This window comes from Pseudidiomarina woesei (assembly GCF_001418345.1).
GTDB lineage: Bacteria > Pseudomonadota > Gammaproteobacteria > Enterobacterales > Alteromonadaceae > Pseudidiomarina > Pseudidiomarina woesei.
The window spans coordinates 1-26,133 of record NZ_LIPW01000008.1; the positions used below are offsets into that span (position 1 = coordinate 1).

General features: G+C 48.6%; 27 protein-coding genes and 4 tRNA genes. 4 read left to right on the top strand and 27 right to left on the bottom strand.

Annotation, left to right across the window (positions count from 1 at the left end):
• The 16 genes from ASC40_RS10085 to ASC40_RS10160 all read right to left on the bottom strand — a co-directional run.
• Nucleotides 1–743 (bottom strand): elongation factor Tu (locus ASC40_RS10085; protein WP_141656144.1); only part of this gene is annotated, 743 nt, incomplete at its 3' end.
• A gap of 115 nt (nt 744–858) precedes the next feature.
• A tRNA-Thr gene (locus ASC40_RS10090) sits at nt 859–934 on the bottom strand.
• A 15-nt stretch (nt 935–949) separates the two neighbouring features.
• A tRNA-Gly gene (locus ASC40_RS10095) sits at nt 950–1,024 on the bottom strand.
• Nucleotides 1,025–1,090: 66 nt separating this feature from the next.
• Nucleotides 1,091–1,175: transfer RNA gene (locus ASC40_RS10100), tRNA-Tyr, on the bottom strand.
• A gap of 17 nt (nt 1,176–1,192) precedes the next feature.
• Nucleotides 1,193–1,268: transfer RNA gene (locus ASC40_RS10105), tRNA-Thr, on the bottom strand.
• Between the two features lie 89 nt (nt 1,269–1,357).
• Nucleotides 1,358–2,656 (bottom strand): adenylosuccinate synthase, encoded by a 1,299-nt coding sequence (locus ASC40_RS10110; protein ID WP_055439692.1) that lies wholly within the window; start codon nt 2,654–2,656, stop codon nt 1,358–1,360.
• Nucleotides 2,657–2,732: 76 nt separating this feature from the next.
• Entirely contained in the window at nt 2,733–3,899 is a 1,167-nt protein-coding gene (locus ASC40_RS10115) for an aminotransferase class V-fold PLP-dependent enzyme (RefSeq protein WP_055439693.1), read from the bottom strand.
• 113 nt (nt 3,900–4,012) lie between these two features.
• Nucleotides 4,013–4,897 carry a protease modulator HflC gene (gene hflC, locus ASC40_RS10120; RefSeq protein ID WP_055439694.1) on the bottom strand — a complete coding sequence of 295 codons (885 nt, stop codon included), beginning with the start codon at nt 4,895–4,897 and terminating at the stop codon, nt 4,013–4,015.
• 3 nt (nt 4,898–4,900) lie between these two features.
• Entirely contained in the window at nt 4,901–6,088 is a 1,188-nt protein-coding gene (gene hflK / locus ASC40_RS10125) for an FtsH protease activity modulator HflK (RefSeq protein WP_055439695.1), read from the bottom strand.
• 54 nt (nt 6,089–6,142) lie between these two features.
• Nucleotides 6,143–7,438 (bottom strand): ribosome rescue GTPase HflX, encoded by a 1,296-nt coding sequence (hflX, locus tag ASC40_RS10130; protein WP_055439696.1) that lies wholly within the window; start codon nt 7,436–7,438, stop codon nt 6,143–6,145.
• A gap of 35 nt (nt 7,439–7,473) precedes the next feature.
• Nucleotides 7,474–7,725 carry an RNA chaperone Hfq gene (gene hfq, locus ASC40_RS10135; protein ID WP_055439697.1) on the bottom strand — a complete coding sequence of 84 codons (252 nt, stop codon included), beginning with the start codon at nt 7,723–7,725 and terminating at the stop codon, nt 7,474–7,476.
• A 144-nt stretch (nt 7,726–7,869) separates the two neighbouring features.
• Nucleotides 7,870–8,838: a tRNA (adenosine(37)-N6)-dimethylallyltransferase MiaA gene (gene miaA, locus ASC40_RS10140; protein ID WP_055439698.1), complete on the bottom strand. Its 969-nt coding sequence runs from the start codon at nt 8,836–8,838 to the stop codon at nt 7,870–7,872.
• Nucleotides 8,835–10,547 carry a DNA mismatch repair endonuclease MutL gene (mutL, locus tag ASC40_RS10145; RefSeq protein ID WP_055439699.1) on the bottom strand — a complete coding sequence of 571 codons (1,713 nt, stop codon included), beginning with the start codon at nt 10,545–10,547 and terminating at the stop codon, nt 8,835–8,837. Before mutL ends, miaA begins: the two co-directional genes overlap by 4 nt.
• A 15-nt stretch (nt 10,548–10,562) precedes the next feature.
• Nucleotides 10,563–11,888 (bottom strand): N-acetylmuramoyl-L-alanine amidase, encoded by a 1,326-nt coding sequence (locus tag ASC40_RS10150; protein WP_055439700.1) that lies wholly within the window; start codon nt 11,886–11,888, stop codon nt 10,563–10,565.
• Nucleotides 11,888–12,382, bottom strand: coding sequence for a tRNA (adenosine(37)-N6)-threonylcarbamoyltransferase complex ATPase subunit type 1 TsaE (gene tsaE / locus ASC40_RS10155; RefSeq protein WP_055439701.1), 495 nt, complete (start codon nt 12,380–12,382; stop codon nt 11,888–11,890). The genes ASC40_RS10150 and tsaE overlap by 1 nt, the downstream gene beginning before the upstream one ends.
• Entirely contained in the window at nt 12,379–13,887 is a 1,509-nt protein-coding gene (locus ASC40_RS10160) for a bifunctional ADP-dependent NAD(P)H-hydrate dehydratase/NAD(P)H-hydrate epimerase (RefSeq protein ID WP_055439702.1), read from the bottom strand. The genes tsaE and ASC40_RS10160 overlap by 4 nt, the downstream gene beginning before the upstream one ends.
• Nucleotides 13,888–13,972: 85 nt before the next feature.
• On the opposite strand from ASC40_RS10160, the gene queG reads away from it, so the two are divergent.
• Nucleotides 13,973–15,088 (top strand): tRNA epoxyqueuosine(34) reductase QueG, encoded by a 1,116-nt coding sequence (gene queG, locus ASC40_RS10165; protein WP_055439703.1) that lies wholly within the window; start codon nt 13,973–13,975, stop codon nt 15,086–15,088.
• 311 nt (nt 15,089–15,399) lie between these two features.
• Here queG and ASC40_RS10170 read toward each other — a convergent pair whose 3' ends face one another.
• The 7 genes from ASC40_RS10170 to ASC40_RS10200 all read right to left on the bottom strand — a co-directional run bounded on the left by ASC40_RS10170 (nt 15,400) and on the right by ASC40_RS10200 (nt 18,994).
• Nucleotides 15,400–15,825, bottom strand: coding sequence for an OmpA/MotB family protein (locus ASC40_RS10170; RefSeq protein WP_055439704.1), 426 nt, complete (start codon nt 15,823–15,825; stop codon nt 15,400–15,402).
• A 47-nt stretch (nt 15,826–15,872) separates the two neighbouring features.
• Nucleotides 15,873–16,451: a DUF1415 domain-containing protein gene (locus ASC40_RS10175; RefSeq protein ID WP_055439705.1), complete on the bottom strand. Its 579-nt coding sequence runs from the start codon at nt 16,449–16,451 to the stop codon at nt 15,873–15,875.
• Nucleotides 16,448–16,858, bottom strand: coding sequence for a VOC family protein (locus ASC40_RS10180; RefSeq protein WP_055439706.1), 411 nt, complete (start codon nt 16,856–16,858; stop codon nt 16,448–16,450). The genes ASC40_RS10175 and ASC40_RS10180 overlap by 4 nt, the downstream gene beginning before the upstream one ends.
• Nucleotides 16,858–17,223 carry a DUF805 domain-containing protein gene (locus tag ASC40_RS10185; protein WP_055439707.1) on the bottom strand — a complete coding sequence of 122 codons (366 nt, stop codon included), beginning with the start codon at nt 17,221–17,223 and terminating at the stop codon, nt 16,858–16,860. The genes ASC40_RS10180 and ASC40_RS10185 overlap by 1 nt, the downstream gene beginning before the upstream one ends.
• A 108-nt stretch (nt 17,224–17,331) precedes the next feature.
• Nucleotides 17,332–18,246 (bottom strand): M14 family metallopeptidase, encoded by a 915-nt coding sequence (locus ASC40_RS10190; protein ID WP_055439708.1) that lies wholly within the window; start codon nt 18,244–18,246, stop codon nt 17,332–17,334.
• A 28-nt stretch (nt 18,247–18,274) separates the two neighbouring features.
• Nucleotides 18,275–18,685, bottom strand: coding sequence for an MAPEG family protein (locus tag ASC40_RS10195; RefSeq protein ID WP_055439709.1), 411 nt, complete (start codon nt 18,683–18,685; stop codon nt 18,275–18,277).
• Between the two features lie 90 nt (nt 18,686–18,775).
• A complete protein-coding gene (locus ASC40_RS10200) occupies nt 18,776–18,994 on the bottom strand; it encodes a YheV family putative zinc ribbon protein (RefSeq protein WP_055439710.1) in 219 nt (72 codons plus the stop codon).
• A gap of 68 nt (nt 18,995–19,062) precedes the next feature.
• Here ASC40_RS10200 and ASC40_RS10205 point away from each other — a divergent pair, with 68 nt between their 5' ends.
• Both ASC40_RS10205 and ASC40_RS10210 read left to right on the top strand, forming a co-directional pair.
• A complete protein-coding gene (locus ASC40_RS10205) occupies nt 19,063–20,952 on the top strand; it encodes an ATP-binding cassette domain-containing protein (protein WP_055439711.1) in 1,890 nt (629 codons plus the stop codon).
• Nucleotides 20,952–21,176, top strand: a complete 225-nt coding sequence (locus ASC40_RS10210; RefSeq protein ID WP_055439712.1) for a YheU family protein — start codon at nt 20,952–20,954, stop codon at nt 21,174–21,176. The genes ASC40_RS10205 and ASC40_RS10210 overlap by 1 nt, the downstream gene beginning before the upstream one ends.
• Here ASC40_RS10210 and cysQ read toward each other — a convergent pair.
• Together cysQ and nudE are read right to left on the bottom strand one after the other, a co-directional pair.
• Nucleotides 21,151–21,996, bottom strand: a complete 846-nt coding sequence (gene cysQ / locus ASC40_RS10215; protein ID WP_055439713.1) for a 3'(2'),5'-bisphosphate nucleotidase CysQ — start codon at nt 21,994–21,996, stop codon at nt 21,151–21,153. The two genes, ASC40_RS10210 and cysQ, sit on opposite strands and share 26 nt — an antisense overlap.
• Entirely contained in the window at nt 21,993–22,541 is a 549-nt protein-coding gene (gene nudE, locus ASC40_RS10220; RefSeq protein WP_055439714.1) for an ADP compounds hydrolase NudE, read from the bottom strand. The genes cysQ and nudE overlap by 4 nt, the downstream gene beginning before the upstream one ends.
• An 88-nt stretch (nt 22,542–22,629) precedes the next feature.
• On the opposite strand from nudE, the gene sthA reads away from it, so the two are divergent.
• Nucleotides 22,630–24,036 (top strand): Si-specific NAD(P)(+) transhydrogenase, encoded by a 1,407-nt coding sequence (sthA, locus tag ASC40_RS10225; RefSeq protein WP_055439715.1) that lies wholly within the window; start codon nt 22,630–22,632, stop codon nt 24,034–24,036.
• A gap of 6 nt (nt 24,037–24,042) precedes the next feature.
• On the opposite strand, the gene envZ is transcribed toward sthA, so the two are convergent.
• Both envZ and ompR read right to left on the bottom strand, forming a co-directional pair.
• Entirely contained in the window at nt 24,043–25,359 is a 1,317-nt protein-coding gene (envZ, locus tag ASC40_RS10230; protein ID WP_055439716.1) for a two-component system sensor histidine kinase EnvZ, read from the bottom strand.
• The gene (gene ompR, locus ASC40_RS10235; RefSeq protein WP_055439717.1) at nt 25,359–26,099 is read right to left on the bottom strand and encodes an osmolarity response regulator transcription factor OmpR; all 741 of its coding nucleotides are present in this window, start codon (nt 26,097–26,099) and stop codon (nt 25,359–25,361) included. Before ompR ends, envZ begins: the two co-directional genes overlap by 1 nt.
• Nucleotides 26,100–26,133 lie beyond the last annotated feature (34 nt).

The window sequence follows — 26,133 nt, forward strand, 5'->3', positions numbered from 1 at the left end:
ATACCAACGATTTCAACTTCGTCACCAGTACGAACGATACCACGCTCTACACGACCAGTTACTACAGTACCACGGCCTGAGATTGAGAATACGTCTTCGATTGGCATGATGAACGGCTTGTCGATATCACGCTCTGGCTCTGGAATGTAGGTATCCAATGCTTCTGCCAATTCAACAATTTTCGCTTCCCACTTCTCTTCGCCTTCCAACGCTTTCAACGCTGAACCTTGAATGACTGGCAAGTCGTCGCCTGGGAAATCGTACTCAGAAAGAAGTTCACGAACTTCCATCTCAACCAATTCCAACAACTCTTCGTCGTCTACCATGTCACATTTGTTCATGAAAACGATGATGAATGGTACGCCTACCTGACGTGACAACAAGATGTGCTCACGCGTTTGTGGCATTGGGCCGTCAGTTGCAGCTACTACCAAGATAGCGCCGTCCATCTGCGCAGCACCAGTGATCATGTTTTTAACATAGTCAGCGTGCCCTGGGCAGTCTACGTGGGCGTAGTGACGTGCTGGAGTGTCATACTCTACGTGTGAAGTTGCGATGGTGATACCACGCGCTTTTTCTTCTGGTGCGTTATCGATTTGATCGAATGCACGTGCTGAACCACCGTAGGTTTTCGCCAATACTGTAGTGATCGCAGCGGTCAGAGTAGTTTTACCGTGGTCAACGTGGCCGATTGTACCAACGTTAACGTGCGGTTTGGAACGTTCAAATTTTTCTTTTGCCATGACAGCCTCTTTTTGGACAACGTACGGTGAGTTAACACCAACAATTGAAAATCATTAGCCGGCGATTATGCCGAATTAAGTGAGACGAGACAAGGGAAGAGTTTGGCCAGATACGTGGTGCTGATAGGCGGATTTGAACCGCCGACCTCACCCTTACCAAGGGTGCGCTCTACCAACTGAGCTATATCAGCACAAATACAGATTATTGGAGCGGGTAGTGGGAATCGAACCCACATCATCAGCTTGGAAGGCTGAGGTAATAGCCATTATACGATACCCGCATGCCTTGAATCGGGCCACCTCAAACCATTCTGGACTCACCGCATTCGCATGACCATGCTAAAAATTGGTGGAGGGGGCAGGATTCGAACCTGCGAAGGCTGAGCCGTCAGATTTACAGTCTGATCCCTTTGACCGCTCGGGAACCCCTCCAAAACCAGATTTTAAAATGGTGCCGGCACCAAGAGTCGAACTCGGGACCTACTGATTACAAGTCAGTTGCTCTACCAACTGAGCTATGCCGGCACCCCGGTTAGGTGGAGCGCATTCTATTGTATCGATTTTGATGATGCAATAGTAAAACGAATTTTTTTTAGCTTTTACGGTCCGTTTGGTTAATTTGCGAACGGATGACGCAAAATCATGGTCTCTGCGCGGTCTGGACCTGTTGAAATAATGTCCACTGGAACACCAGTCAAAACTTCAATTCGTTTTATATAAGCAAGCGCCGCCGTTGGCAAGTTTTTGTGCTCAGTAATACCAAAAGTACTCTCTTTCCAACCCGCCATGGTTTCATAAACGGGTTCAACGGTTTCATAATCTTCTGCAGCCATTGGCGGATAATCAACCACGTCGCCATTTGGTAATTTATAACCGATACAGATTTTCAATTCGTCTAAACCGTCAAGTACGTCCAACTTGGTTAAGCAAAAACCACTCACTGAGTTAATTTGCACTGCACGACGTGCTGCTACCGCATCGAACCAGCCAGTACGACGTTTACGGCCCGTAGTGGCACCAAATTCATGACCTTTAACACCAAGGTGTTGGCCTACTTCGCACTCAAGTTCAGTAGGGAATGGGCCGCTACCAACGCGAGTAGTATAGGCTTTAACGATCCCCAAAACATAGTCAATGTAGCGCGGACCAAAACCTGCACCCGTTGACACGCCACCGGCTGTGGTGTTTGAAGAAGTTACGTACGGATATGTACCGTGGTCGATATCCAACAACGTACCTTGCGCGCCTTCAAACATGATATGCCCGCCAGCACGACGTGTTTCGTCAAGCAATGCTGGAATGTCGGCAATCATACCTTCAAGCAACTTGGCAACTTCACGGCAATATTCCAGTACCGCTTCAACATCGACAGCTTCGGCTTGGTAATATTTAACCAAGGTAAAGTTATGAAACTCGACCACTTCGCGAAGTTTTTCTTCGAAGCGTTCAAAATGGAATAAGTCGCCAACTCGCAAACCGCGACGCGCCACTTTGTCTTCGTACGCTGGTCCAATGCCGCGGCCGGTGGTACCGATTGCTTTGCTACCGCGGGCTTTTTCGCGCGCTTGGTCAAGCGCAATATGGTAAGGCAAAATAAGTGGACAGGCTTCACTAATCAATAAACGCTCACGCACTGGTACGCCGCGTTTTTCGAGCATAGTAATTTCTTCCATCAATGCTTCTGGTGATAGCACCACACCGTTGCCGATAATGCATTTTACATTGTCGCGCAAAATTCCGGATGGAATGAGGTGTAAAACGGTTTTTTCACCGTCGATAACGAGGGTATGACCTGCGTTATGTCCGCCTTGATAGCGAACTACTAATGACGCCTTGTCTGTCAGCAAATCTACGATTTTGCCTTTACCTTCGTCACCCCATTGCGTACCTAAAATTACTACATTTTTGCCCATGATCTCGTTACCAGCGGTTACTGTTGAAAAAACAGGCGGCGATTTTAACAGGTATTTGGCATTGACGGTAGCCCGATCAGTTCGGGCTTAACGCTTTTTTCAATCGTTGGTAGTCTTCAACATCATGGTAGATAGCAAAGCCAAAACGTAAGCGATTGCCCCGATAATCAGTGCTGACACCCTGGTCTTCTAACTGCTGAGCTAATGCAGCTACCTGCTCCGCCGTGTCGAGCCTAAAAGTTAGGAAGTGGCCATGCTCTGCCAAATCGGCCGCTAATAAATGGTCGCGATTGACCAACGGATGCTGCAACTCGTCAAGCGTCGCCAAAAATGCCAGTTGCAACTGTTGTACATAGGTATGCATTTTCGCCAAGGATAGTCCGTCTCGCTGCCACCACTCCAATACACTTTGCAATCGATATAAGGCCGTAAAGTCCATAGTGGCACCAGCGAATCGCATGCCATCGTCGGCGTATGCAACCTCGCCTTGCTGCGGTTTCGCTAAGCTGGCAAAGTCAGCAAACCAACCGGTATATTCTGGACGTAACTGGCATTGTTTAGGTACCGCCATGAAGCAACAGCCCTCCCCAGCCTGCAAGTATTTATATCCGCCAGCTAGGTAAAAAATTCGGTCAGCATAGGGGCACAAATCTGTGGGTAACGCACCACAGCCGTGGTAGCCGTCGATAATAACTTGCGTCTGTTCTGGTACGTTAGGTAGCCAGGTTGATAGCTCTGGCGCTACCACACCAGAGTTATAGAATACCTGGCTGGTGAAAATAACGTCGTAGCCCCCCTGTTCTACTGCTGTTAACCAGCGTTGTGGGAAGGTTTCAAAGGGCTCGGTAGCAACGGTTACTAGTTCGAAGTTGTCACGTTCTTGCAGGCGCCGAATCTGGCGTGAAAAACTATGAAACTCACTGTCGGTACTAAGCACTCGTAGCGGCTTAGCTGGGTCAAAACTACTAAACACGCGATATAACAACTCGTGCGTATTGCCAGCAAATACAAACTGCTGCGGATGCGGGTGGTTTAGTAATTCTGCCAAACGACGCTGCACATCGGGTACGCGTTCACCAAAGATTATGTCCCATTTATGATCAACACCTTTAGCGCTATCAAGCCAATAAGCTAACTGAGCATCGCGGGTGCAATCTGGCCAGTAATGGTGGCTGTGTGGCGCACAATGCAAGGTGTCAGGATGCTGTGCCATAAATTCTCGGTAATGCGACTTATAAGACATAGTTGGTTGCTCGTTATTCGTTATTTGCTAGAGCTTAAACACAAAAAACCCGCGGAACAACCGCGGGTTTTTCTCTAATATCTAATATCTAATATCCGATATCGCACTTGCTCTTAATTAGCTGTTGATTGCTTCAAGTACTTGAAGAAATCGCTGTCCGGCTCCAACACCAACACATCGTTACCCGCTTCAAAGCTCTTTTCATACGCTTGCAAGCTACGAATAAACGAGAAGAACTCGGCATCTTTACCGTATGCATTTGCATAGATACCTGCCGCTTCGGCGTCACCTTGACCACGAAGTTCACGTGACTCACGTTCTGCGTCAGCCAACATTACGGTAACTCGGGCGTCCACGTCAGCACGAAGAAACTCGGCTTGCTCGCGACCTTCAGAGCGGTGCTCCATAGCAACGGCTTGACGTTCTGCACGCATACGCTGGAAAATTGACTGGCTTACTTCGGTTGGCAAGTTAATTTGCATTACCCGTACGTCAATAACTTCGATACCTAATTCCTGTGCACTATCAGCGCCACGAATCAAGGCCTCACGCATGAGGTTATCACGCTCGCCAGACACAATTTCTTTAATAGTTCGGCTACCAAACTCAGCGCGTAACCCACTGCTAACACGACGCGTCAAAAGGGCTTCCGCCTGCGCTTGATTACCGCCATTGGTTGACAAGTAATATGTGGCAAAGTCAGAAATACGCCATTTTACATAGGTATCAACAATAAGGTCTTTTTTCTCGCTTGTGACAAAGCGGTCTGGGTTGCCGTCTAAAGTTTTAAACCGTGCATCAAGACGTTTCACGTCTTCAATAAACGGTAATTTGAAATGCAAACCTGGGGTGTAAACAACAGGTTCACCGGTATCTGCATCACGCAGTACCTTTCCAAATTGAACAACAATGGCGCGTTGACCTTCTTTCACCACAAAAATCGATGAAAAGCCCAACACTACGGCAACGATTACGAGTACAGCTACAAAATTTTTCATCGTTTACCCCCGGCCATTATTAAAGCGGTCGCTGGTGCGAATACCGCTATTGTTAGAGCGTGTTGTGGTGCTACTACTTGGTTGCACGCTTTCTGTCGGACGCGAATTGGTGCTTGATGCTTCATTTCGCGCAGGCTGCTCACTAGCACGCTGCTTCTCAAGAATTTTATCTAATGGCAGATACATCATGTTGTTGCTGCCCTCAACGTCCACCATAACCTTGGCAGTGTTGCTGTATATATTCTCAAGTGTTTCTATGTACAAACGTTCACGAGTAACCTGTGGCGCGGCTTTATACTGCGGCAGTAACTCATTGAATCGAGCAACTTCACCTTGCGCTTTTAACACCACTTGCTCACGGTAGGCTTGTGCTTCTTGTAACACACGGCGTACCTGACCACGTGCTAGTGGCTCAATTTCACGCGCATAGGCTTCTGCTTCACGAATAAAACGTTGTTCATCTTCTTGCGCGGCAATGGCATCATCAAATGCGTCCTTCACCGCCTCTGGTGGGCGAGCTGGGAGCAAGTTGATATCCACAACTTGAATACCTAACTGATACGGCGCAATGATATTTTCAAGCAACTCAAGAGTGTTCTGGCGTACGGCTTCACGGCCAACAGTGAGTACTTCGTCCATGGTGGTGTGACCCACAACATAACGCAGCGCACTGTCAGTTGCTTGTGCCAAGCTGTTGTCAGCATTTTCTACCGCATATAAATAATCGCGCGGGTTCACAATGCGATACTGCACGTCCAGCTCGACGTGAACAACGTTCTCGTCTTGCGTGAGCATAAAGCCTTCGGACTGAAACTGCTGTACGTTGCTAACATCGACGGTTTGCACGCTATCAACAAACAATGGACGCCAATGCAAACCAGACTCCACCAAATTGTGATATTGACCAAAGCGCAGCACGACACCTCGCTCCGCTTCTTTCACCGTATAAAAGCCGGCAATAAACCAAATAACTACAGCAAGAATTGCGATAACACCAAAACCGCGGGCTGGAAAACCACCGCCAGTTTTATTGCTACCACCGCCTTTGCCTTTGTTACCGCCAAGCCCAAGCTTGCCGAGCAAATTCTTAATTGCTTCGTCGAGATCTGGCGGGCCTTGATCGCGGCCGCCTTGATTTTTCCATGGATCACGGTCGTTATTGTTACCGTTTCCCGGTTGATTCCAGGCCATTGATTACTCCAACTCTGGGTAGTTTATGAATTCTATTTTTCGCTTTGCTTGTAACTATTCTACAAAGCCTTGCAAGCTATCGCCATACTCTTCGGCAACTTGCTTGCTCAAACGCTGCCAATCTACAGCAGACATTCGTACGTGTAGCGCTAATTTACCGTCATCACGAGTCTGCTCTGACGTTACGCTTTTCATGGCATACAGCTTACCACGTAATTTGCCCATCGAGGGCGGAATTCGCAAGCATACGTCAACCATCTGCGGGCGCAAGCGCTTCACTAAAGCATCTTGTAACAAATCAATTCCAATACCAGACTGCGCTGATAGCCATACTCGCGTCGGCATGCCTTGGTCATCAGTATCAATACGCGCCACGCCGTCTGCTAGTTTATCAATTTTATTACAAATCAATAGTTGTGGTATGTCGTCGGCGCCAATTTCTTGCAATACCTCATGTACTTGAGCGATGTTCTCAGCCTGACGTTCATCAGCAACATCTATCACATGTAGCAGCAAGTCGGCTTCTTGAGTTTCTTGCAAGGTTGCCTTAAATGCGGCGACTAATTCATGAGGTAAGTGTCGAATAAAACCAACTGTGTCTGCCAAAATAATTGGCCCTACGTCGGGTAACTCTAACTTGCGCAACGTTGGGTCTAGCGTCGCAAACAACTGGTCTGCCGCATAGACATCAGACTCTGTCACGCGATTGAACAAGGTTGATTTTCCGGCGTTGGTGTACCCCACTAATGAAACCGTCGGTATTTCCGCTCGCTGACGTGCGCGCCGACCTTGTTCACGTTGTTTTTGAACTTTTTCTAAACGGCCAAGAATATTCTTGATACGACCACGAATTAAACGGCGGTCAGTTTCAAGCTGGGTTTCACCCGGACCGCGCAAACCAATACCGCCCTTTTGGCGCTCTAAGTGGGTCCAGCCGCGTACCAGTCGGGTTGAAATATGACGCAACTGCGCCAGCTCCACTTGTAACTTACCTTCATGGGTACGGGCGCGCTGGGCAAATATGTCGAGAATAAGACCGGTTCGGTCAAGCACTCGGCATTGGCAGAGCTTTTCTAAGTTACGCTCTTGGGTGGGGCTTAAACCATGATTGAAAATAACGATATTCGCCTCAAGCAGTTTTACCTGATCGGCGATTTCTTCGGCTTTACCTGAGCCGACAAAATATTTTGAACTTGGGGTACTGCGCGCAGCGGTAACCACACCAAGAGTTTCCACCCCTGCTGAAGCTACTAATAACTGCAATTCAGAAAGGTCTTCACGATCGATTTCTGCTGGAAAATCAACGTGGACCAGGATAGCCCGTTCACCACTATCAAACCTATCAAACAAGCTATCACTGCTCCTTTATTCTGTCTTGAATATAATTAGTCAATTGCCTCTTCGCTGCCTTCAGCTACTGGCAAATAATTTTGTGGAATACGCGCCGGTACCACTGTTGAAATGGCATGCTTGTAAACCATTTGGCTAACTGTGTTTTTCAATAAAATGACAAACTGATCAAACGACTCAATTTGCCCTTGCAACTTAATTCCGTTTACCAAATAAATCGAAACCGGCACACGCTCACGGCGAAGCGCATTCAAAAACGGGTCTTGTAACGTTTGCCCCTTAGCCATATTTATTATCCTTTTTTGTTATTGTTTGTGTCCAGCAACAACTTACTGCCCGCTCATGCTAGTCACTTGTTAATATAGTTTAAAGACTGTCATTTGACAGCATAACTATTTATTTCAGTCTTTACTGAATATAGGGTGAATCTATTAGTTTTCAAGAGCAGCTTGAGTAAATAACTGCGGCTCACTCGCGCAAATAGCCAGCGCTTGCTCCACCAAATCATCGGCGTCGGTTTCTAGCCACTGCACGCCAGGCCACTTCCTCAACCATGTAAGCTGACGTTTTGCCAATTGCCGCGTGGCAAAAATGCCTCGGTCTATCAGCTCGTTCTCATCAAATTCACCGTCTAAGTATTGCCATGCTTGACGGTAGCCGACACAGCGTAAAGCCGGTAAATCAAGATGTAAATCAGACTGTTGTCGTAGTTGTTTGACCTCGTCTAAGAAGCCTTGTTCCAACATTTGACGAAATCTTAACGAAATACGTTCATGCAGTACTTTGCGATCACTCGGTGCTATGGCCATTTGAATCACCGGGTATGGCAGGGCGCCATGTCGCTGCTGCGTTAACTCGGTAAGCGACTTACCACTTATTCGATAAACCTCAAGAGCTCTGAGCAACCGTTGAGGATCATTCTGATGAATTCGTTCAGCACTAACTGGGTCGACTTGTTGCAATTGTTGATGCAAAGCAGCAGCGCCTCGTAATTCCAACTCTTGTTGTAATTGCGCGCGAATTTCTGGGTTAGCTTCAGGCAGCTTAGACATTCCTTCCAACAAAGCCTTAAAATAAAGCATAGTGCCGCCGACTAATAACGGAATGCGCCCGCGAGCAATAATATCATCAATTTCGCGCCGCGCATCGGCAGCAAATTGTGCCGCTGAGTAACTCTCGGAAGGCTCACAAATATCAATCAAACGGTGCGGCGCTTGCGCCCGCTCTGCGGCGGTAGGTTTGGCCGTACCAATATCCATGCCACGATAAATTAACGCCGAGTCCACCGAAATAATGTCGCATGGTAGATGTTGCGTCAAGGCGATGGCTAAACCTGTTTTACCGGCGGCAGTTGGGCCGTACAAACAAATCACAAAAGGTTTTTCTAACGGCTGGTTCATTTTAATGCCTCCGGTAGCTCGGGCAGCGACACCGGTATAAACCAAGCAGGGTTGGCGTTACCGTTGTCCAACCACCAACGCCACCAGTGCTCTGCTTGGGTCGGCGAATACTCAGTTTGCACAGCGAAACTGGCCAACCAAGGCAGTACCTGAGACTCGAGTGAATCCTCGTGCTGCACTAGCTGTGCTGCAACTTCTGCTAAGCTTACTACAATATCGGTTTGCCGCAGAGGCGCTGGAACCTGCAATACAGTAACCGATAGTGATTTTCTCAGCGTTACTTCTAGCCGGATGCCAAGACGTGCCAATAACTTTTCATCAATTTGCGTCAGTTGTTTTACCAACGTCGGTTCAGTAATTTTTACCGGAACCAATAACGGCTGCCCAGCCAGCCCTACGCTAAATTGTTGTTGAATATGCTGCGTCAAATAGCTGTGTTGCACCCGTTGTAAATCGAGTAAACCAAGACTTGGCTGGGTAAGCAGCGCAAAGCGTTTCTGCACTACGGCGGTTACGCTTTGCTCAGGCTGCGCTGCTGCCTCTTGCGAAACAATCGGTACCTTCGGTGGTGGTGCAGCTCGGCTTGGAAAAATAGAATTATGCCGCGGTTGCAGCTCCCGTACTTGTGCAGCAAGCGCTTCATGGCTCGGTTTATAGCCATGAGATGCTGATTCCGGCGAGTCACTAGCAGGTGTTTGCGAGCTTGAGACTGCTGCACTTTGCAACGCTTGGCGTATCGCCTGCAGCACAAAGTCATGAATTTGCCTTGCTTGATGAAAACGCACTTCGTGTTTTGCTGGATGAACGTTAACGTCGACATCTTGCGCAGGCAACTGCAAATACAGCACAAAAGTAGGCACCCTATCATCGCCGAGCGTGTCTGCGTAAGCTTGACGCACCGCATGGCCTAGTAAACGGTCACGCATCATTCGGCCATTTACATAAAAGTACTGCACGTCGGCTTGGTGGCGGCAGCTTTGTGCAGGCGCTACCCAGCCCCATAAATGAACAGGCCCAGCCTGCTGTTCAAGTGCGACAGCCGTGTCAGTAAATGTCTTTCCGCATACTTGAGAAACCCGCTGTAGATAACTCTCGGGACTATGCACAGCCTGGTATTGACGTACCGATTTACCGTTATGTACAAGGTTAAAACGCACATCAAACCGCGCCAGTGCAATGCGACGTAAAACCTCATCGATATGATTAAATTCAGTTTTGTCGGTACGCAAAAATTTGCGCCGCGCCGGTGTATTAAAAAATAAATCTTGTACATCAACAGTGGTGCCATCTGGATGCGTTGCTGGAGCGAGTTCAGCTTGCATATCTCGCCCTTCAACCCAAGCCTGCCACGCCTGTTCTTGCTGTTGAGTTTTTGCCGTTAAGGTTAAGCGCGATACCGAACTAATACTGGCTAACGCTTCGCCGCGAAATCCTAGGCTTTGGATAGCTTCAAGATCAGCAAGTGAACTAATTTTGCTCGTAGCGTGGCGACTAAGTGCTAACGCAAGTTCATCTTTTGGAATGCCAGCACCATTGTCACGCACGCGAATACGGCGGCGCCCGCCTTGCTCAATGTCCACGGTAATTTCTGTTGCCTTTGCATCAAGGCAGTTCTCAACCAACTCCTTGACCACAGAGGCTGGGCGTTCAATAACTTCGCCGGCCGCTATCTGGTTAGCCAGACTTATCGGCAATAGCTGAATGGGCATGTATTAACCTAACCGTTAAGACGATGGAATTTGAAGCTTCTGCCCTACATACAACACGTTGCTGTTGAGGTCATTCTGCTCTTTAATCGCTTTTATCGTGGTATTGTAACGCTTAGCAAGCACTGAAAGCGACTCACCAGAACGCACCACGTGGGTACTGCTTCTATTGGTTGCAAATAATGTCCCATCTGGTGGGCGACGTTGAAAATAATTTCGAATACCCTGATAAATTGAGCGCGCCAGCTGCTGCTGATGTTTATTACTTTGCAGCAATTTCTCTTCTTGTGGATTCGATATAAACCCAGTTTCAACCAACATTGACGGCACATTACCAGAGGTTAATACAGCCAAACTAGCATGCTGCGGTTCAGTTTTGTGCATACGCGCCACGGCTTTCATTTCTGCAATAACTTCGGTTGCCATATCATAGCCAGAGCTCATTGCATGGCCCATCGACATGTCAATTAGTGCCTTATTGAGATAACCATAGGTGTCGTCTTCTTCAATTCGTAAGTCAACACCCCCTAAAACATCTGATAATCGCTCTTTATCTTCAAGCAGGCGACCCATTTCGTTGTTTGCGCGCCGACTCGACAACACCCATACCGAAGCGCCTCGGGGCTGCGGGCTTGTAAACGCATCTGCGTGAATAGAAACCAACAAATCCGCTTTAATTTCTTCGGCTTTTCGTGGACGCGCATTCAGGCCCACGTAGTAGTCGCCGGTGCGAATTAAATACGCCTGCATGGCTGGATCACGATTGATAATATCCGCCAACGCTTTAGCAATTTTCAAGACTACGTGTTTTTCATAAGTGCCGCTTGGCCCAATTGAACCAGGGTCATCGCCACCGTGGCCCGCGTCAATCGCGATAGTTACCTTGCGCTCTTCTAATTGTTCGGCACGTAGCGGCTCGTTTTTGCGCGCGAGCGAGCGCCCTGGCAAATCAACCACTAAACGCTCGCCATAACGATCATTAGCCGCTAATGGAAACACGTTTACATCTATTTTTTCGGTTAATTCAAGGACAATTCGAGTGGACTGCTTGTCTTTTGGGGTGCTGGTGCGAATTTTTTTAATCAACAGCGACTCGTTTTCAATGCTGCTTAAGTTAACTTTCAGTTGCGTCGCATTAAAATCTATCACTAACCGATATGGCTCAGCTTGGTATAGCGTGAAATAGCTATAATCGGGGCTTTGACCAAGGTCAAATACCACACGTGTGTTATCCGGCGCGGGCCACACTCGCACATTGTTAATGTCATTAGCTAGCGCGGCGAACGAAAGCATATAGACCAACGCACCGACCAAGCTTAGAAATACCGCTGTTAGCTTTTGCATTACATATTATCGAGCAATACCCGACCTCGTTCTGTTTGCGCACTTAAATTGATTGATCGCGCTGAGCCCGCATAATCAATCGTTATTATTATATCTGCCGGCGGAAGATATCCGGTACCGCGTTGCGGCCACTCCGCTAATACTATTCTATGGTTTCCAAGGTAATCACGGATACCCATAAATTCAAGTTCTTCTGGGTCTGCTAAACGATATAAATCAAAATGGTTCACAAACCAGGGTGCTAACTCATAGGTTTCAACCAAAGTATAAGTCGGACTTTTCACATGCCCTTTATGCCCCAAGGCTTGAATAAAGCCGCGACTAAAGGTGGTTTTTCCAGCACCTAATTCGCCTAACAAGTAGATTGTAAGGCCCGTATGTTCTAATTGTGCCTCTTGCACTTGCACTTGCTGTGCTAATTCATTCGCTAAACTTAGCAACGCCGCTTCATCAACGGCATGACGTGTGACATCTGTCATTAATGTTTCACTCATTTATCAATTACTTGCCATGGGTTCACCAATGCGCGCAGTTCCGCAATAATATCGCTGGCAAGTGTACCACGTTCACCATCACGTGCCGCAAGCTCACCAGCCACAGCGTGCAGCCATGCTGCAAGTGGTAATACCGAATCTGTTGCAACGCCTTGCGCAATCAACGCGCCGACTATACCGCTTAACACATCGCCGCTGCCGCCACTTGCCAGTGCTGGGCTACCGCGCCGACATACCCAACGCTGCGAGCTTGTTTGAACTAGCGTACCAGCCCCTTTGAGTAATACTTGTGCCTGAAAGTTCTGACAAAGTTTTGTAAGTGCGGTTAGTCGATCGGCATTAACTTCGGTAGTGCTGGTGTGCAACAAGCGCGCGGCTTCGCCGGGATGAGGCGTGAAATACCACGTTGACTGTGCTGGCTTGCTAAGTGTTAGCTCGGCGAGTCGATTCAGTGCATCGGCATCCCACACCACAGGGCCATACCACTTCGCCACGGTACTAACCAATTGATGCGCCCACGCACTCTGCCCCAGGCCAGGCCCAATAACTACGGCATCAGCTTTGGCTAATAATGGCTGTAAGTCATCGGTGACCGAATGCACCATAAGCTCGGGTTGCTGCATAGCTATCACTTGCTGCGACTGCGGGTGGCACGCCACCGAGACTTTACCTGCACCGCAACGCAATGCAGCTTGCCCTGCAAGCACGGCTGCCCCGCTCATTCCCGGGCCGCCAGCAACGATTAGTAGATGACCAAAATTGCCTTTGTGCGATGCTTTTCGGCGCGGCGACAATTGCTGCTCTGCACACTGGCTGCTAATTGCACGTAAACTTGGCGGTTGTTTATAAAATGTCGTTGCAATGCCTAAATCGGCTAACTCAATAGCCCCGCAATAGTTAGCCGCGAGCCCCGTAACTAATCCTAGTTTTAATGCCACCATGGTCACTGTAGTGTGGCTGTAAACAGCTATCGGTTGCGGCTGGCCTGTATCGCTGTTGAGGCCAGTAGGAACATCGACACTTAACACCCAATTTGAATACTGCTCGGCACACTGGTTTACAAGCTCAACGACACGTTTGAATTCGCCATCGAGCTCACGACTCAGGCCACTGCCTAAAAGCGCATCAACGACTATATCTTGCGCTTGAAAGTGATGGTTCTCTAGTTTATTCAAAGCAAGCGACGGTTGGCCCAAGTCATGCCAGGCTGCGGCGGCATGTTTAGCTAAAGCACTTTGCGGCGCGGCTGCCGCCACCTGCACCTGATAACCCTGCTGCTGGGCAAGGCGAGCTAAAACCCACCCGTCACCACCGTTGTTACCAGGCCCGCACAAAATAAGCACACGAGCCGGCGGCGGTTGCTGGCCTTGAATAGCTAGCAAGCAGGCCTGCGCCGCCCGTTGCATTAACTGAGCCATACTTATATCTAAGGATTCCGCCGCGGCGCGTTCGCCATTGCGGACCTGTTCAGTGGTATAAATCATTGTGCTGTAATCGGCGCTCATCAGTGCAGACCTTGGAGTTTTTTGCTATGTTAGCGCGAATTATCACGCTGGTTTGTCAGCTTTTGTTAAGGATAAATGCATTTTTATGGATTATCACCAACTTGCTGCAGATATCAAACGTTGGGGCGCTGAACTAGGCTTCCAAAAAGTTGGCATCACGGATATTGATCTTAGCGCCGAACGCGATTATTTGCAGAAATGGCTCGCAAGTGGCATGCATGGCACTATGGAGTGGATGGCTCGCCATGCAGATTTGCGTACTCGTCCCGACCAGCTGCACCCGGGTGCAATTCGGGCTATTTCTGTGCGTATGAATTATCTACCTGCTGAAGCTGGGTTTGCAAAAACCTTAAAGAATCCACGGCTTGGCTACATTAGCCGCTATGCGCTTGGGCGTGACTATCATAAATTAATGCGCAAACGCCTAAAACAGTTGGGCGAACGCATACAAGAAGCTTGTGCGGATCTCGACTTTAGACCCTTTGTTGATTCTGCTCCTATCATGGAAAAACCGCTGGCAATAAAAGCGGGGCTCGGTTGGCGCGGTAAACATACGCTGGTGCTTGATGAAGGCGGTGGGTCTTGGTTCTTTTTAGGCGAACTGTTAATAAACCTCCCATTGCCCACCGACCAGCCGGTAGCCGAGAAATGCGGTAGCTGCAGCGCGTGTATCACAATTTGCCCAACCCAGGCTATTGTCGAGCCTTATGTTCTTGATGCGCGCAAATGTATTTCATACCTAACCATTGAGCTACGCGACAGCATTCCTGAGTCGTTGCGCCCGCTTATTGGCAATCGTATTTATGGGTGTGATGACTGCCAACTCATTTGTCCATGGAACCGTTATGCGCAGCTGACCGACGAACATGATTTTTCGCCACGTGCAAATTTACATGCACCTGAGTTGTTAGCACTTTGGGCGTGGGATGAAGAAACCTTTTTAAAGCAAACCGAAGGCTCGCCTATTCGGCGCATTGGCTATGAGTGTTGGCTGCGAAATCTTGCGGTTGCCATGGGCAACGCCCCAACAGATACCGATATTATTCGCGCATTAGAGCAGCGTCGTGAAAGCTGCAGCGCTATGGTGCAAGAGCATATTGACTGGGCTTTAGAACGCCAGCGTTCAGAAGCCGTTAAAGTGGAAAAGCAAGTTGTACGGCTTGTGCGTGCGATTGAGAAAGGCTTACCTCGCGATGCTTAGTCGCGCTTTTGGCAACGCTAGGTTGTGCGGTTGCTGGTTTTACGAAGGTTTCTTGTTCTTGCGGGCTGCAAGCCACTAACACAACCATGGTGCTGATAATTAAGCCCAATAAAAACTTATACATGCTCTGCTCCCCCACGTCGCAACGTTAATCTATGATGTAACGTTGCACATAGTAAAGAGCTGCCAAGCTTGCCACAATAACCGCTCTGCAAGATTTTGGTAAATGTTACTCGGGTTCGCTAAGTACCAAATTAACCCGGCGATTCACCGCGCGACCTTCAGCAGTGTCATTGCTTTGTAGTGGTCGGCTATCCGCGTAACCAATAGCTCGCAGCTGATAGTTCCCAATTACTTGGAAATTGTGCGGTACTAATGGGAATATTGTCGGTATGGCCTTCAACGCTTATCATCAAGCGGTTCTTCGCAAGCAAGTCAATAATGGGCGCCATCACTTCGGCGGCACTTTCATTAAAGCTTGCTTCGCCGCTATCAAATAAAATTTTCTCACTCAGCTTAATATTGATTTTGCCTGGACTGCGGCTTACTTCAACATTGTCACCAAATCCAGAGCTGGCCATTTGCTGTTCAAGTTGGCCCGGCATGGTACTATATTGGTCTTGTTGATTACCGCCAGTTAAGTCCGCATTGGCTTCAGCCGCGGTTAACCCGTACTCTGATGACTGAGTGTCGGTTAACGCTTCAGTGACTGTTCGTGTGTAATAAGCATGCGACATGGCAACCTCATTTGGTCTACGCGACGCTTGCGATGTGATGGCTAGAGTTATTTTTTCGCGCGAATATTTGCGCTGGTGTCCGCCTTAATGTTTTCAAGTAAAGCGGCAAAATAATCAGCCCCTTTGGCTCGTGCGTAGTCAATATTGCGCTCGGGAATGCGCTCCGGTTTGTTGTAACTTGCTAACGCTAAGCTTAGCCCTTCTTCACGTAAAATATGCAAGGTTGGGTACGGCGCTCTATTGGTGTAATTAGCTGCATCATCTGCGGGGCTATCCGCGAACTGGTAGTCTGGATGGAACGTCGCTAACTGGTAGGTGCCGTCGTATCCTTCAAGCTCTAACAAACGCTCTGCCACGTCGACAAGATCAAGAAAGTCGTCGAAGTTGCTCACGCCCTCAGGAATAACAAACAATGTGGTCGCTATGCTAGGGGAGCCATCAAGCTGTTGGCAAAGCTGCAGTAGCTGCGCCAGCTGCTGTGCCCTGTCAGCACTATCGGCTACCTCATAGTGAATGGTTTGCTGCTCGACTTCGCGGCGCGCAAAAGGGCAAAAATTATGTGCAACAATAACGTCGTTAACCCAGCGGCCGGTTTGTGCAGTGATGGTTTGATGGTTTTGGCTCATAAGTGCGGGTTGTAAACCACTTCCCATAAATGTTGTTCGGGGTCCATAAAATACCCGGCATAGCCACCCCAAGCAGTTCGCTTGGCTGGTTTTAACCAAGCTGCGCCAGCTTGTTTTGCTTCTAGCAGTACTTGCTCTACTTGTGCTTCACTGGGCACATTATGGGCAAGCAGCACATTGGTGGGGGCATGGTTGTCGTGCGGCAAGCCAGTTTCATTGGCAAGACTTTGTTTTGGCCATAATGCAAAGGTCAAATTGTTGGCCAACTTAAAAAAAGCCACCGCGCCATTTTCATAGCTCTCGCCCACAATACCTTCAGTAGGCCAGCCGAGGCCGTCGCGATAAAACGCGACGGCTCGTTCTAGATTCTCAACCGTTAAGGTAATAAACGAGATACTAGGTTGCATTACATGCCTTTTGGATTTGGGCCAAAGCGGTTTTCACCTGGCTGGCTATCCAACACAAAGAATACGATAAGCACAATTGCACCAATAAGTGGAATGAGCGCAATTAATAGCCACCACCCTGAGCGATTGGTGTCATGTAACCGGCGCACACCAACAGCAATGGATGGAATAAGCACAGCTAAGGCATAAATGGTGCTCAATAAACCAACACCAGCCGCAGGATCACCTAAGCCGATAAAACCATCAATAAAACCGAGTACGAAACTCACAATGATGTTAAACAATACGAAGAACCAATACTCAGAACGACGCGCGCGGCCACTAAATACTGCGTATTTTTTGAGAACTGTAATGTACCAATTCATGTTATTTTTCCTTGTTATTATGCCCACTTATTATCGGCCTGCAAAAGCGTTGGGCTCACTAAAGCAGTACTGCATTCCGTTTGCTAAAAACAACAATAACACAAGGTGTTACAAGCTGCGAAGGTACTCTAATGCGCCTTTCACTGCAGCTACTTGTGCGGCAATACATTCTTGTGGTGAAGCATTCTCGCTATCGGGGTAAACTTCTGTGGTGCTGACATAAGCCGCATCAGTTAAGCCCATACATAAACCCAGTTGCTTACCGGCATAATGAATCACACCTTCTTGTTCAATGAGTGCGCCAATAATTTTGCCGTCGTTATCTGGCGGCGCAATATGAGTGACCTTACGCACCGAATCAATAATCGCTTTTTGAAACTCTGGGGTTGGTTTTTCCGAATTCCCGACCGTGTAAAAGCCATCGGGAATATTCCAATTTTCATTAAAAGTGCCGTCGCGGGCGGCCAGTGCTGGACGAAACTCTGAGTTATCGGTATCTGTTGTTTCGTGTAGATCAATATGCATTAAAAACGTCAGTTCGTGGCGCGCTAGGTAATCCATAATCGATGCACTTTCGCCAGCTGGGCTATTGTTTTTAAAAGAACGGTTTGGGTCAATCGCAAATGGGTTCCAGCGGTTTATCGTTTCATAACCCCACGGACTAATGCACGGCGCAACCATAATGTTGAACCACTGACTGTAATGCTCCGCGTGATCTTTAATAAACGCTAATGCACCATGCACCCCTGATGTTTCATAGCCGTGAACACCACCGGTAACGAGCACATTTGGTTTGCTGCTATCCCAATGGCGGGTCTTCACAACGAACAATGGAAACGTATTGTTGGGATACTCTAATGCCCCGTATTGCTCAACATCGAATTGCTCATGCAACTGATTGATTTGACTAACCACGTCGTCAAAATAAGAGCGCTTTACTTGTTGCGCCGCTAACCATTGTTGCTTTTCTTCTGCGCCCCAAGGTTCGCCCGGAGTGCCAATTGGATACTGCCGTTGATTCATAGATTATCCTAAACTTTGCAATTAATTTTTAAGCCACCAGCGCAATGGCGACCTGCACCAGCACCACCGCATTGGCAATAACGCCAATCATGAAGAAGTAACTACGTGGGCTGGGATTTTTTTCTGTCGCAATGCCGTAATACAGCAGCATGTGAATAATGCGAGCAAACGCAAATGCCCACACAGAAATAGCAAACCACTGGGAGTCTACCCCCACAAAAATAGCTAAAAATGCCGCGGCCAGAAAAAATGGAACGTTTTCAATACTATTTTGAAAGGTGCGGTGCGCCCGAAACACAAAGGAGTCGTGACTCAGCGAATCACTTATTTTGCCCGGCACGGCGCCCGGCTGCTTCGCTTTTGAACCACTGGCAATCAACCACTGAATAAAAACAGTGACAAGAATAACCCAAATACCGCCGAATACTATTTGACTCATGCTGCTCTCGCTTATTGATGTTAAAAGCAAAAAAGATGTTCTAACAGTAGCGGTTATTCAGCCCCCGTGCAACGCACATATGAAACCTAGTTACTCGGGTTTAAATATGCCAATAAGCCCCTCTTGCGACACCGATGGCTTGACCGCTTCAGGCTCTGGCTTTTTCGCACCACGCTCGGAAAACTCATGGCCACATTGTACACAACTCACTTTTTCTTCGTTGCCTTCAATGGTCAACATGAGCGTGTCTTGGGCATGGCAAGCTGGGCATTCAGCGCCAGCAATAAAACGTTTGCGAGTTTGAGTCATATTCACCTCTGTGGCTATCAGGTATAATTGTCGCAGAAACTTCGTCGAACACCAAGTTAAGGCTTCATATGATAAACATTCGCGCCATGTCGTTAATGCGCGGCGGCAAGGTCTTGCTCGAAAATGCAGACATCACCATTTTCCCTGGTCACCATGTGGGCCTTGTTGGCCGTAACGGTACCGGCAAGTCGTCACTGTTTGCGCTGTTACGTCAAGAGCTAAGCGTTGAGCAAGGCAGCTGCGAAGTGCCGAAGGCTTGGCGCATTGCGAGTGTTAAACAAGAAACCCCAGCGCTTGAGCGTTCAGCGCTAGACTACGTGCTTGATGGCGATACTGAATTACGTGAACTTGAGGCGCAGCTGGCACAAGCCGAAGCCGACCATGATGGCCACGCTATCGGTACGCTGCATGACAAACTGGCCACCATTGGGGGTTATGAGGCGCCCGCCCGTGCTGCTGCGTTGCTCGATGGTCTAGGCTTTCAGCCAGAGCAAATTTACCACCCAGTCAAGGCCTTTTCCGGCGGTTGGCGTATGCGCTTAAACCTTGCGCAAGCACTGATTGCCCGCGCCGATTTATTGGTACTTGACGAACCAACCAACCACTTAGATGTGGACGCTATTTTTTGGCTAGAAGACTGGCTGCAACGCTACCCTGGTACACTCATGGTTATTTCGCATGACCGTGATTTTCTTGACGCGACAGTGCAACATATTGTGCACATTGAAAACCGCACCGCCACTAGCTATAGCGGTAATTACAGCAGTTTTGAGCGCCAACAAGCCGAGCATATTGCACAACAACAGGCGCAATTTGAAAAAGAACAAACTCAGCGCAAACATCTGCAGAGTTACATTGACCGTTTTCGTTATAAGGCCAGCAAAGCCAAGCAAGCGCAAAGTCGCATAAAAGCGCTAGAACGGTTGCAGGCATCGGCGCCACTGCGGGCTGCCAGTGGTTTTAACTTCCAATTTAAACCACCAGCGCAATTACCCAATCCATTGCTGACCTTAGAAAAAGTGCAGGCTGGTTACGGTGATACGGTTATCTTGCGCGACATTAAATTCAACTTAGTGCCCGGTAGCCGGATAGGTCTGCTCGGCCGTAATGGCGCGGGTAAATCAACCTTAGTGAAGCTGCTTGCCGGTGAGCTTAAAGCACAAGCTGGCGTAGTGGCTTTGAACCCTGGCGTTAGCCTTGGTTATTTTGCTCAACACCAATTAGAAACCTTAGATGTGCAGGCAACCCCACTACAGCACCTGCAGCGCCTAGACCCTGCTGCAACCGAACAACAGCTACGCGACTTTGTTGGTGGCTTTGGCTTCTCTGGCGATGCCGCAACAGCGCTGGTGGGGCCTATGTCAGGGGGCGAAAAGGCACGCTTGGTATTGGCGCTTATTGTTTATCAAAAACCAAATATGTTGCTGCTTGATGAGCCCACTAACCACTTAGACAGCACCATGCGCGAAGCCTTGGTATATGCGCTACAAGACTTTGACGGCGCTATGGTTATTGTCTCACATGACCGACACTTGTTACGCACCACAGTGGATGAGTTTTATTTAGTGGCCAATCAACACGTCGAGCCTTTTGCCGGCGACCTTGACGCCTACCACGACTGGTTGAAGCAGCATGCGCAACAGCAAAAAACCGCGACCACCCAAAGCAGCTCGGGTAAAACTGATCGCAAAGCTGAAAAACGCCAAGAAGCTGAGCGCCGGCAAGCGCTTAAGCCACTGAAGGATCGTGTAAAAAAAGCTGAGCAAGCCATGCAGAAATTTGAACAACAGCTGAGCGAGTTGAACGAAGCGCTGGCTGACAATTCGCTGTACGAAGCTCAGCGCAAAGATGAATTGACCGAGCTACTTCAGCAACAAGCACACGCGCAAGCTCAGTTAGCGCAAGCCGAAGCCGAGTGGTTAGAGGCTGAAGAAGCCATACAAGAGGCGCAAAGCTAATGGAAATACCTTGGCAGCAAGTTAATCCCGACACGCTCACCCAACTCATTGAGGCTTTTGTGCTGCGTGAGGGCACCGACTATGGCGATGAAGAAAAATCGCTAGCGCAAAAAGTGGCCGATGTCCGCGCTCAATTAGAGCGCGGAGACGCCGTTTTAGTGTGGTCAGAATTGCACGAGACGGTGAATATTTTGCCCGCTAATCATCGTTTTGATGATGAGTAAACACGCTTTTCCAAGCAACGGCTGGGTCGCCCAAAATAATAAAATTCGGGTTGCCTAGGTTTGCTTCTTGGTTATAGGTTAGCGGCTGAAAATCTTCACTGACAATGCAGCCACCCGCTTCGCCAACGATCACTTCAGCAGCAGCGGTGTCCCACTCGCCAGTAGGCCCGACGCGTAAAAAGCAATCGGCACGGCCCTCAGCGATCATGCAGGCTTTTAATGAACAACTGCCAGCTGGAAACAATGCAAGTTCACGCTCAGCGGTCATGCGCTGCAACACACGTTCACGTGGCTGCCGACGGCTAATTGCCAGATGGATAACGTCTTGGGCGGGACCGGCCAAGCGCCGAATGTGAATTTGTTGCTTGCCGTGCGCGTCTTGACGAAATGCACCTTGCCCACGTTGCGCGGTGTACAACACATCACCGGCAGGCCAATAAATAACGCCCAGTACCGGCTGGTTGTGTTCAACCAAGGCAATAATCACGCCGAAATCACCACTGCGGGCAATAAATTCTTGCGTGCCGTCTATAGGATCAATAATCCAGTACCGAGACCATTTTTGGCGCTCTTCAAAGCTCAAATGTGAGCCCTCTTCCGACAAAATTGGAATATCGGGTGTTAGCGCCGCTAAACCATCAACTATTAACCGGTTGGCAGCAAAGTCAGCACTGGTCACCGGCGACTCGTCAACTTTTTCGTAGGTTTCGTACGCTTGTTCTTCGTACAATTCAAGAATTAAATCGCCGGCACGCAACGCAACGTCGGCCGCCCCTTGCAGCCACTGGGCAAGCTGTTCAGGGGCTATGTGTTGGCTCATGCTTGTAGCTCCCGCAATGTCATCAACAGCGCCGCAATACTTCGGGCTTCAGTAAAATCTTCTTGTTTCAGCAAAGCATCAGCCTTGCTGATTAACCAAGGCACTTGTTCAAGTGGTTCGGGTTCATCCCCAGGCAATGACTCGGGATATAAGTCGCGAGCAACAAAAATATGCATCGTAGCCGAGAAAAACTGGGGCGCCATAGTCACGCTTTTGAGTGGCATAAGTTGCTTAGCACCATAGCCAATTTCTTCTTTTAATTCGCGGTTAGCAGCTTCTTCGGGCGTTTCTCCTGGGTCAATCAAACCTTTGGGAAAGCCCAACTGATAGTTGTGTAGTCCCGCAGCATACTCACGGACTAGCATCAGTGTATCGTCATCAATGAAAGGAACAATCATGACAGCACCACGGCCGCTGCTTGCCATGCGCTCAAACTGGCGCTCGACGCCATTACTAAAGCGCAAGTCTACCGCTTCAATACGTAACAGCCGGCTAGCTGCTACAATGTGACGGGTTAATATTTCGGGAACAGGTTTGTGCGCCATGACGATTCCATTAAACTGGCTGAACACGAGTTGTTTCCGTTACTATAACGGCAAAGAAGCTTAGGGCACAACCAAGAAGGAGTGGTAAATGAGTGTAAGCGAGGCACAATTTGATGCGGTAGTGATTGGTAGCGGCCCTGGTGGCGAAGGTGCAGCTATGCAACTGGCGAAAAATGGCCGTAACGTTGCGATGGTTGAAAAACACAGTTCACTCGGCGGCGGTTGTACTCACTGGGGAACCATTCCTTCAAAGGCGCTGCGCCATTCGGTAAGCCGCTTAATTGAATATAACTCCAACCCTTTGTTCGCTGGAGAGCGCATTCATCGTGGCTTAACTTTTGCTGAAATTTTAAAACATGCGCAAGGCGTTATTCGTAAGCAAGTGGGGTTGCGTAGCAGTTTTTACGAGCGTAATGGCGTAACGGTTATTCATGGCAAAGCCGCCTTTGAAAACGCCAACCGGTTAAGAATAATTCAAGCAGACGGCACCGTTGAATACATCACCACCAAGCAGGTGGTTATCGCCACAGGTTCGCGCCCTTATCATCCAAACAATGTCGACTTTAACCATGAACGCATTTACGACTCGGACACGGTTTTAGACCTAAAACATGAACCCCGTAGCATTATTATTTACGGCGCTGGAGTTATTGGTTGTGAATACGCCAGTATTTTTCGTGGCTTGGGCGTCAAGGTCGATCTTATTAACACGCGCGAACGCCTGTTAAGTTTTTTGGATGCTGAAATTTCTGATGCATTGAGCTATCACTTACGTAATAGCGGCGTGGTAATTCGTCATAACGAAGAATACGATCGTATTGAAGGACACGACGATGGCGTGACTTTGTATACTCAATCAGGCAAACGTATTGATGCCGATTGTTTACTCTTCGCCAATGGTCGTTCTGGTAACATTGAAGGGCTCAACGTGCAAAGCGTTGGTTTGAAACCAAATCATCGCGGCCAACTTGAAGTGAACAAGCATTACCAAACGAAAACCGACACCATCTATGCTGTTGGTGACATTATTGGTTATCCAAGCTTAGCCAGTGCAGCCTACGACCAGGGCCGCATCTGCGCTACCGCCATGCTAAAAGGCGAGTGCAACCAACGCTTAATCAGTGATATTCCGACAGGTATTTATACCATTCCGGAAATAAGCTCTGTCGGTAAAACCGAAGAAGAACTTACCGCGCAAAAAGTACCTTATGAAGTGGGACGAGCTCAGTTCAAACATTTAGCGCGCGCACAAATTTCAAATATGGCGGTGGGTAGCTTAAAAATTCTATTCCACCGAGAAACCAATGAAGTTCTCGGCATTCATTGCTTTGGTGAGCGCGCTGCAGAGATTATTCACATAGGGCAAGCCATTATGGAACAAAAAGGTGAAGGCAATACCATTGAATATTTCGTCAACACCACATTTAACTACCCCACTATGGCGGAAGCATACCGCGTGGCGGCGCTTAATGGGCTTAACCGCGTACGCGGTTAAACTGCACTAAACCGGCAGTTCTACACGCACACAAAGCCCACCAAGGCGCTCACTTTGGCCGAGCAGTACGCGGCCATGGTGGCGTTCAATAATACGTTTAATAATGGCCAAGCCTAGGCCAGAGCCTTTCATGGCCCTGGCTTTATCGCCTTGGGTAAACGGCTGCATTAAATGCTCTACTTGGGCTGCAGGTATACCGGGGCCGTCGTCACACACCTTAAACCACGCCACCTGTCGAGCTTCGTCATAGCCCGTTTCAATAAGGACTTTTTCACGACCATAACGTTCGGCGTTTTCCAACAAGTTCAGCAGCACCCGTTTAATCGAAATCTCACGTACCGGTACGTTCGGCATGTCGTTATAAATCACTTCAATTTTTGAGTGCCATGAGTCAGGCACATGGGCCACCACGTCTTCGACCAAGTAATTCAAGTTCTGTTGTTCGTTGTCGGCTGAAGTATCACTGCGCACATAATCAATAAACTGATCGATAATCGAGTTCATATCGTCAATATCGCTAATAATACCTTCGGCCAGATAATCTTCAGCTGGTGGCATCATTTCGGTGGCAAGACGAATGCGAGTCAGCGGCGTGCGCAAGTCATGAGAAATGCCAGCCATAAGTAACGCACGGTCTTGCTCTAGCTGTTTCACGCCTTGGCTCATTTGGTTAAAAGCCCGCGTTACCGCAATCACTTCCGTTGAGCCTCGTTCAGGCAATGCATCGGGGTATTCACCGCTACCAATTTGCTTGGCTGCAGCCTCAAGCGCCTTTAAGGGCCGGTTTTGCCAGTTGGTAAAAACCATGCCCCCCAGCACACTTAGGCCGCCAATGAGCACCAAATAAAACAGCAATGGTGAGAAGCGCGCTTCATCAAAGTTATCAAGCTCAATCGTTAGCCAATAGCCGGGTAAATTTTCCGTACGTAACCACACGCGGTAAACGTCACCTTGTGAAATACGTACTTCGGTATTCGCTTGTAACAGATCAGATAGCTGTGCAGATAAAAAATTATAGGTCGTGGTGTTTGCAAGCCCTTGCTCTAACGCTTCGTCAACGCTAATTCCACGAATGCCTGTGGCTTGCGTGTAGCGCTCGACTAACTGCCGCTGCTGCTGCGCGTCAATGTCCACTTCAGACAGCCACTGGTCAAGCGTCAAAACACCTTGCACTTGCCGCGCCACAACACTACTTACCTGTTGCATGCTCGGTTTCACCACATACAACCCAACCATGACGTACGACACGACTTGGTTAATAAGTAGCAGCACCGCTATCAATGCAACGGTACGAGCAAACGCTGAGCGCGGAAAAAGTCGCATTAACTGGTCGCTTTTACGTCAGCACCCTTGCCGTCGGGAACAAACACATAACCGAGCCCCCAAACGGTTTGTATGTAGCGTGGATTAGCTGGGTCTACTTCCAACATACGACGCAAGCGCGACACCTGCACATCAATACTTCGCTCTAAGGCACTATAATCACGCCCTCGGGCTTGGTTCATGAGTTTGTCGCGCGACATTGGCTGACGCGGGTGCGTTACCAGTGCTTTGAGCACCGCAAACTCTCCGCTTGTTAGTGACATCGGCTCGTCTTTGCGAAACATTTCACGAGTGCCTAAATTTAAACGAAACTCACCGAATTTAATCTCTTGGTCATCCGCCGTTGGGGCACCCGGTATTTCTTTACCGCGGCGGCGCAGTACTGCGCGTACGCGGGCCAGTAATTCGCGTGGGTTAAAGGGTTTTGCCAAATAGTCGTCGGCGCCAAGTTCAAGGCCGATAATGCGATCCACCTCATCACCTTTTGCCGTTAACATGACAATAGGTATTTCATTGTTTTGCTGGCGTAAGCGACGGCATATTGACAAGCCATCTTCGCCTGGCAGCATTAAGTCAAGCACCATCAAATGAAAGTTTTCGCGCTCAAGCAGGCGATTCATTTGTTCACCTTCAGCCGCTGAGCGCACATAAAAACCCTGCTCGTGCAAGTAGCGCTCTAGTAAACTGCGCAGACGCGCATCATCATCTACCACTAAAATTTTAAAGGTTTCTTGGCTCATTGTTGACGTGCTCAGGTTATTCAATCAGGTTCAT

Excerpts from the sequence above, each read along its gene's own strand:
- ASC40_RS10110 (WP_055439692.1), bottom strand. The coding sequence starts at position 2,656 with ATGGGCAAAAATGTAGTAATTTTAGGTACGCAATGGGGTGACGAAGGT.
- ASC40_RS10115 (WP_055439693.1), bottom strand. The coding sequence starts at position 3,899 with ATGTCTTATAAGTCGCATTACCGAGAATTTATGGCACAGCATCCTGAC.
- hflC (WP_055439694.1), bottom strand. The coding sequence starts at position 4,897 with ATGAAAAATTTTGTAGCTGTACTCGTAATCGTTGCCGTAGTGTTGGGC.
- hflK (WP_055439695.1), bottom strand. The coding sequence starts at position 6,088 with ATGGCCTGGAATCAACCGGGAAACGGTAACAATAACGACCGTGATCCA.
- hfq (WP_055439697.1), bottom strand. The coding sequence starts at position 7,725 with ATGGCTAAGGGGCAAACGTTACAAGACCCGTTTTTGAATGCGCTTCGC.
- miaA (WP_055439698.1), bottom strand. The coding sequence starts at position 8,838 with ATGAACCAGCCGTTAGAAAAACCTTTTGTGATTTGTTTGTACGGCCCA.
- mutL (WP_055439699.1), bottom strand. The coding sequence starts at position 10,547 with ATGCCCATTCAGCTATTGCCGATAAGTCTGGCTAACCAGATAGCGGCC.
- ASC40_RS10150 (WP_055439700.1), bottom strand. The coding sequence starts at position 11,888 with ATGCAAAAGCTAACAGCGGTATTTCTAAGCTTGGTCGGTGCGTTGGTC.
- tsaE (WP_055439701.1), bottom strand. The coding sequence starts at position 12,382 with ATGAGTGAAACATTAATGACAGATGTCACACGTCATGCCGTTGATGAA.
- ASC40_RS10160 (WP_055439702.1), bottom strand. The coding sequence starts at position 13,887 with ATGAGCGCCGATTACAGCACAATGATTTATACCACTGAACAGGTCCGC.
- queG (WP_055439703.1), top strand. The coding sequence starts at position 13,973 with ATGGATTATCACCAACTTGCTGCAGATATCAAACGTTGGGGCGCTGAA.
- ASC40_RS10170 (WP_055439704.1), bottom strand. The coding sequence starts at position 15,825 with ATGTCGCATGCTTATTACACACGAACAGTCACTGAAGCGTTAACCGAC.
- ASC40_RS10175 (WP_055439705.1), bottom strand. The coding sequence starts at position 16,451 with ATGAGCCAAAACCATCAAACCATCACTGCACAAACCGGCCGCTGGGTT.
- ASC40_RS10180 (WP_055439706.1), bottom strand. The coding sequence starts at position 16,858 with ATGCAACCTAGTATCTCGTTTATTACCTTAACGGTTGAGAATCTAGAA.
- ASC40_RS10185 (WP_055439707.1), bottom strand. The coding sequence starts at position 17,223 with ATGAATTGGTACATTACAGTTCTCAAAAAATACGCAGTATTTAGTGGC.
- ASC40_RS10190 (WP_055439708.1), bottom strand. The coding sequence starts at position 18,246 with ATGAATCAACGGCAGTATCCAATTGGCACTCCGGGCGAACCTTGGGGC.
- ASC40_RS10195 (WP_055439709.1), bottom strand. The coding sequence starts at position 18,685 with ATGAGTCAAATAGTATTCGGCGGTATTTGGGTTATTCTTGTCACTGTT.
- ASC40_RS10200 (WP_055439710.1), bottom strand. The coding sequence starts at position 18,994 with ATGACTCAAACTCGCAAACGTTTTATTGCTGGCGCTGAATGCCCAGCT.
- ASC40_RS10205 (WP_055439711.1), top strand. The coding sequence starts at position 19,063 with ATGATAAACATTCGCGCCATGTCGTTAATGCGCGGCGGCAAGGTCTTG.
- ASC40_RS10210 (WP_055439712.1), top strand. The coding sequence starts at position 20,952 with ATGGAAATACCTTGGCAGCAAGTTAATCCCGACACGCTCACCCAACTC.
- cysQ (WP_055439713.1), bottom strand. The coding sequence starts at position 21,996 with ATGAGCCAACACATAGCCCCTGAACAGCTTGCCCAGTGGCTGCAAGGG.
- nudE (WP_055439714.1), bottom strand. The coding sequence starts at position 22,541 with ATGGCGCACAAACCTGTTCCCGAAATATTAACCCGTCACATTGTAGCA.
- sthA (WP_055439715.1), top strand. The coding sequence starts at position 22,630 with ATGAGTGTAAGCGAGGCACAATTTGATGCGGTAGTGATTGGTAGCGGC.
- envZ (WP_055439716.1), bottom strand. The coding sequence starts at position 25,359 with ATGCGACTTTTTCCGCGCTCAGCGTTTGCTCGTACCGTTGCATTGATA.
- ompR (WP_055439717.1), bottom strand. The coding sequence starts at position 26,099 with ATGAGCCAAGAAACCTTTAAAATTTTAGTGGTAGATGATGATGCGCGT.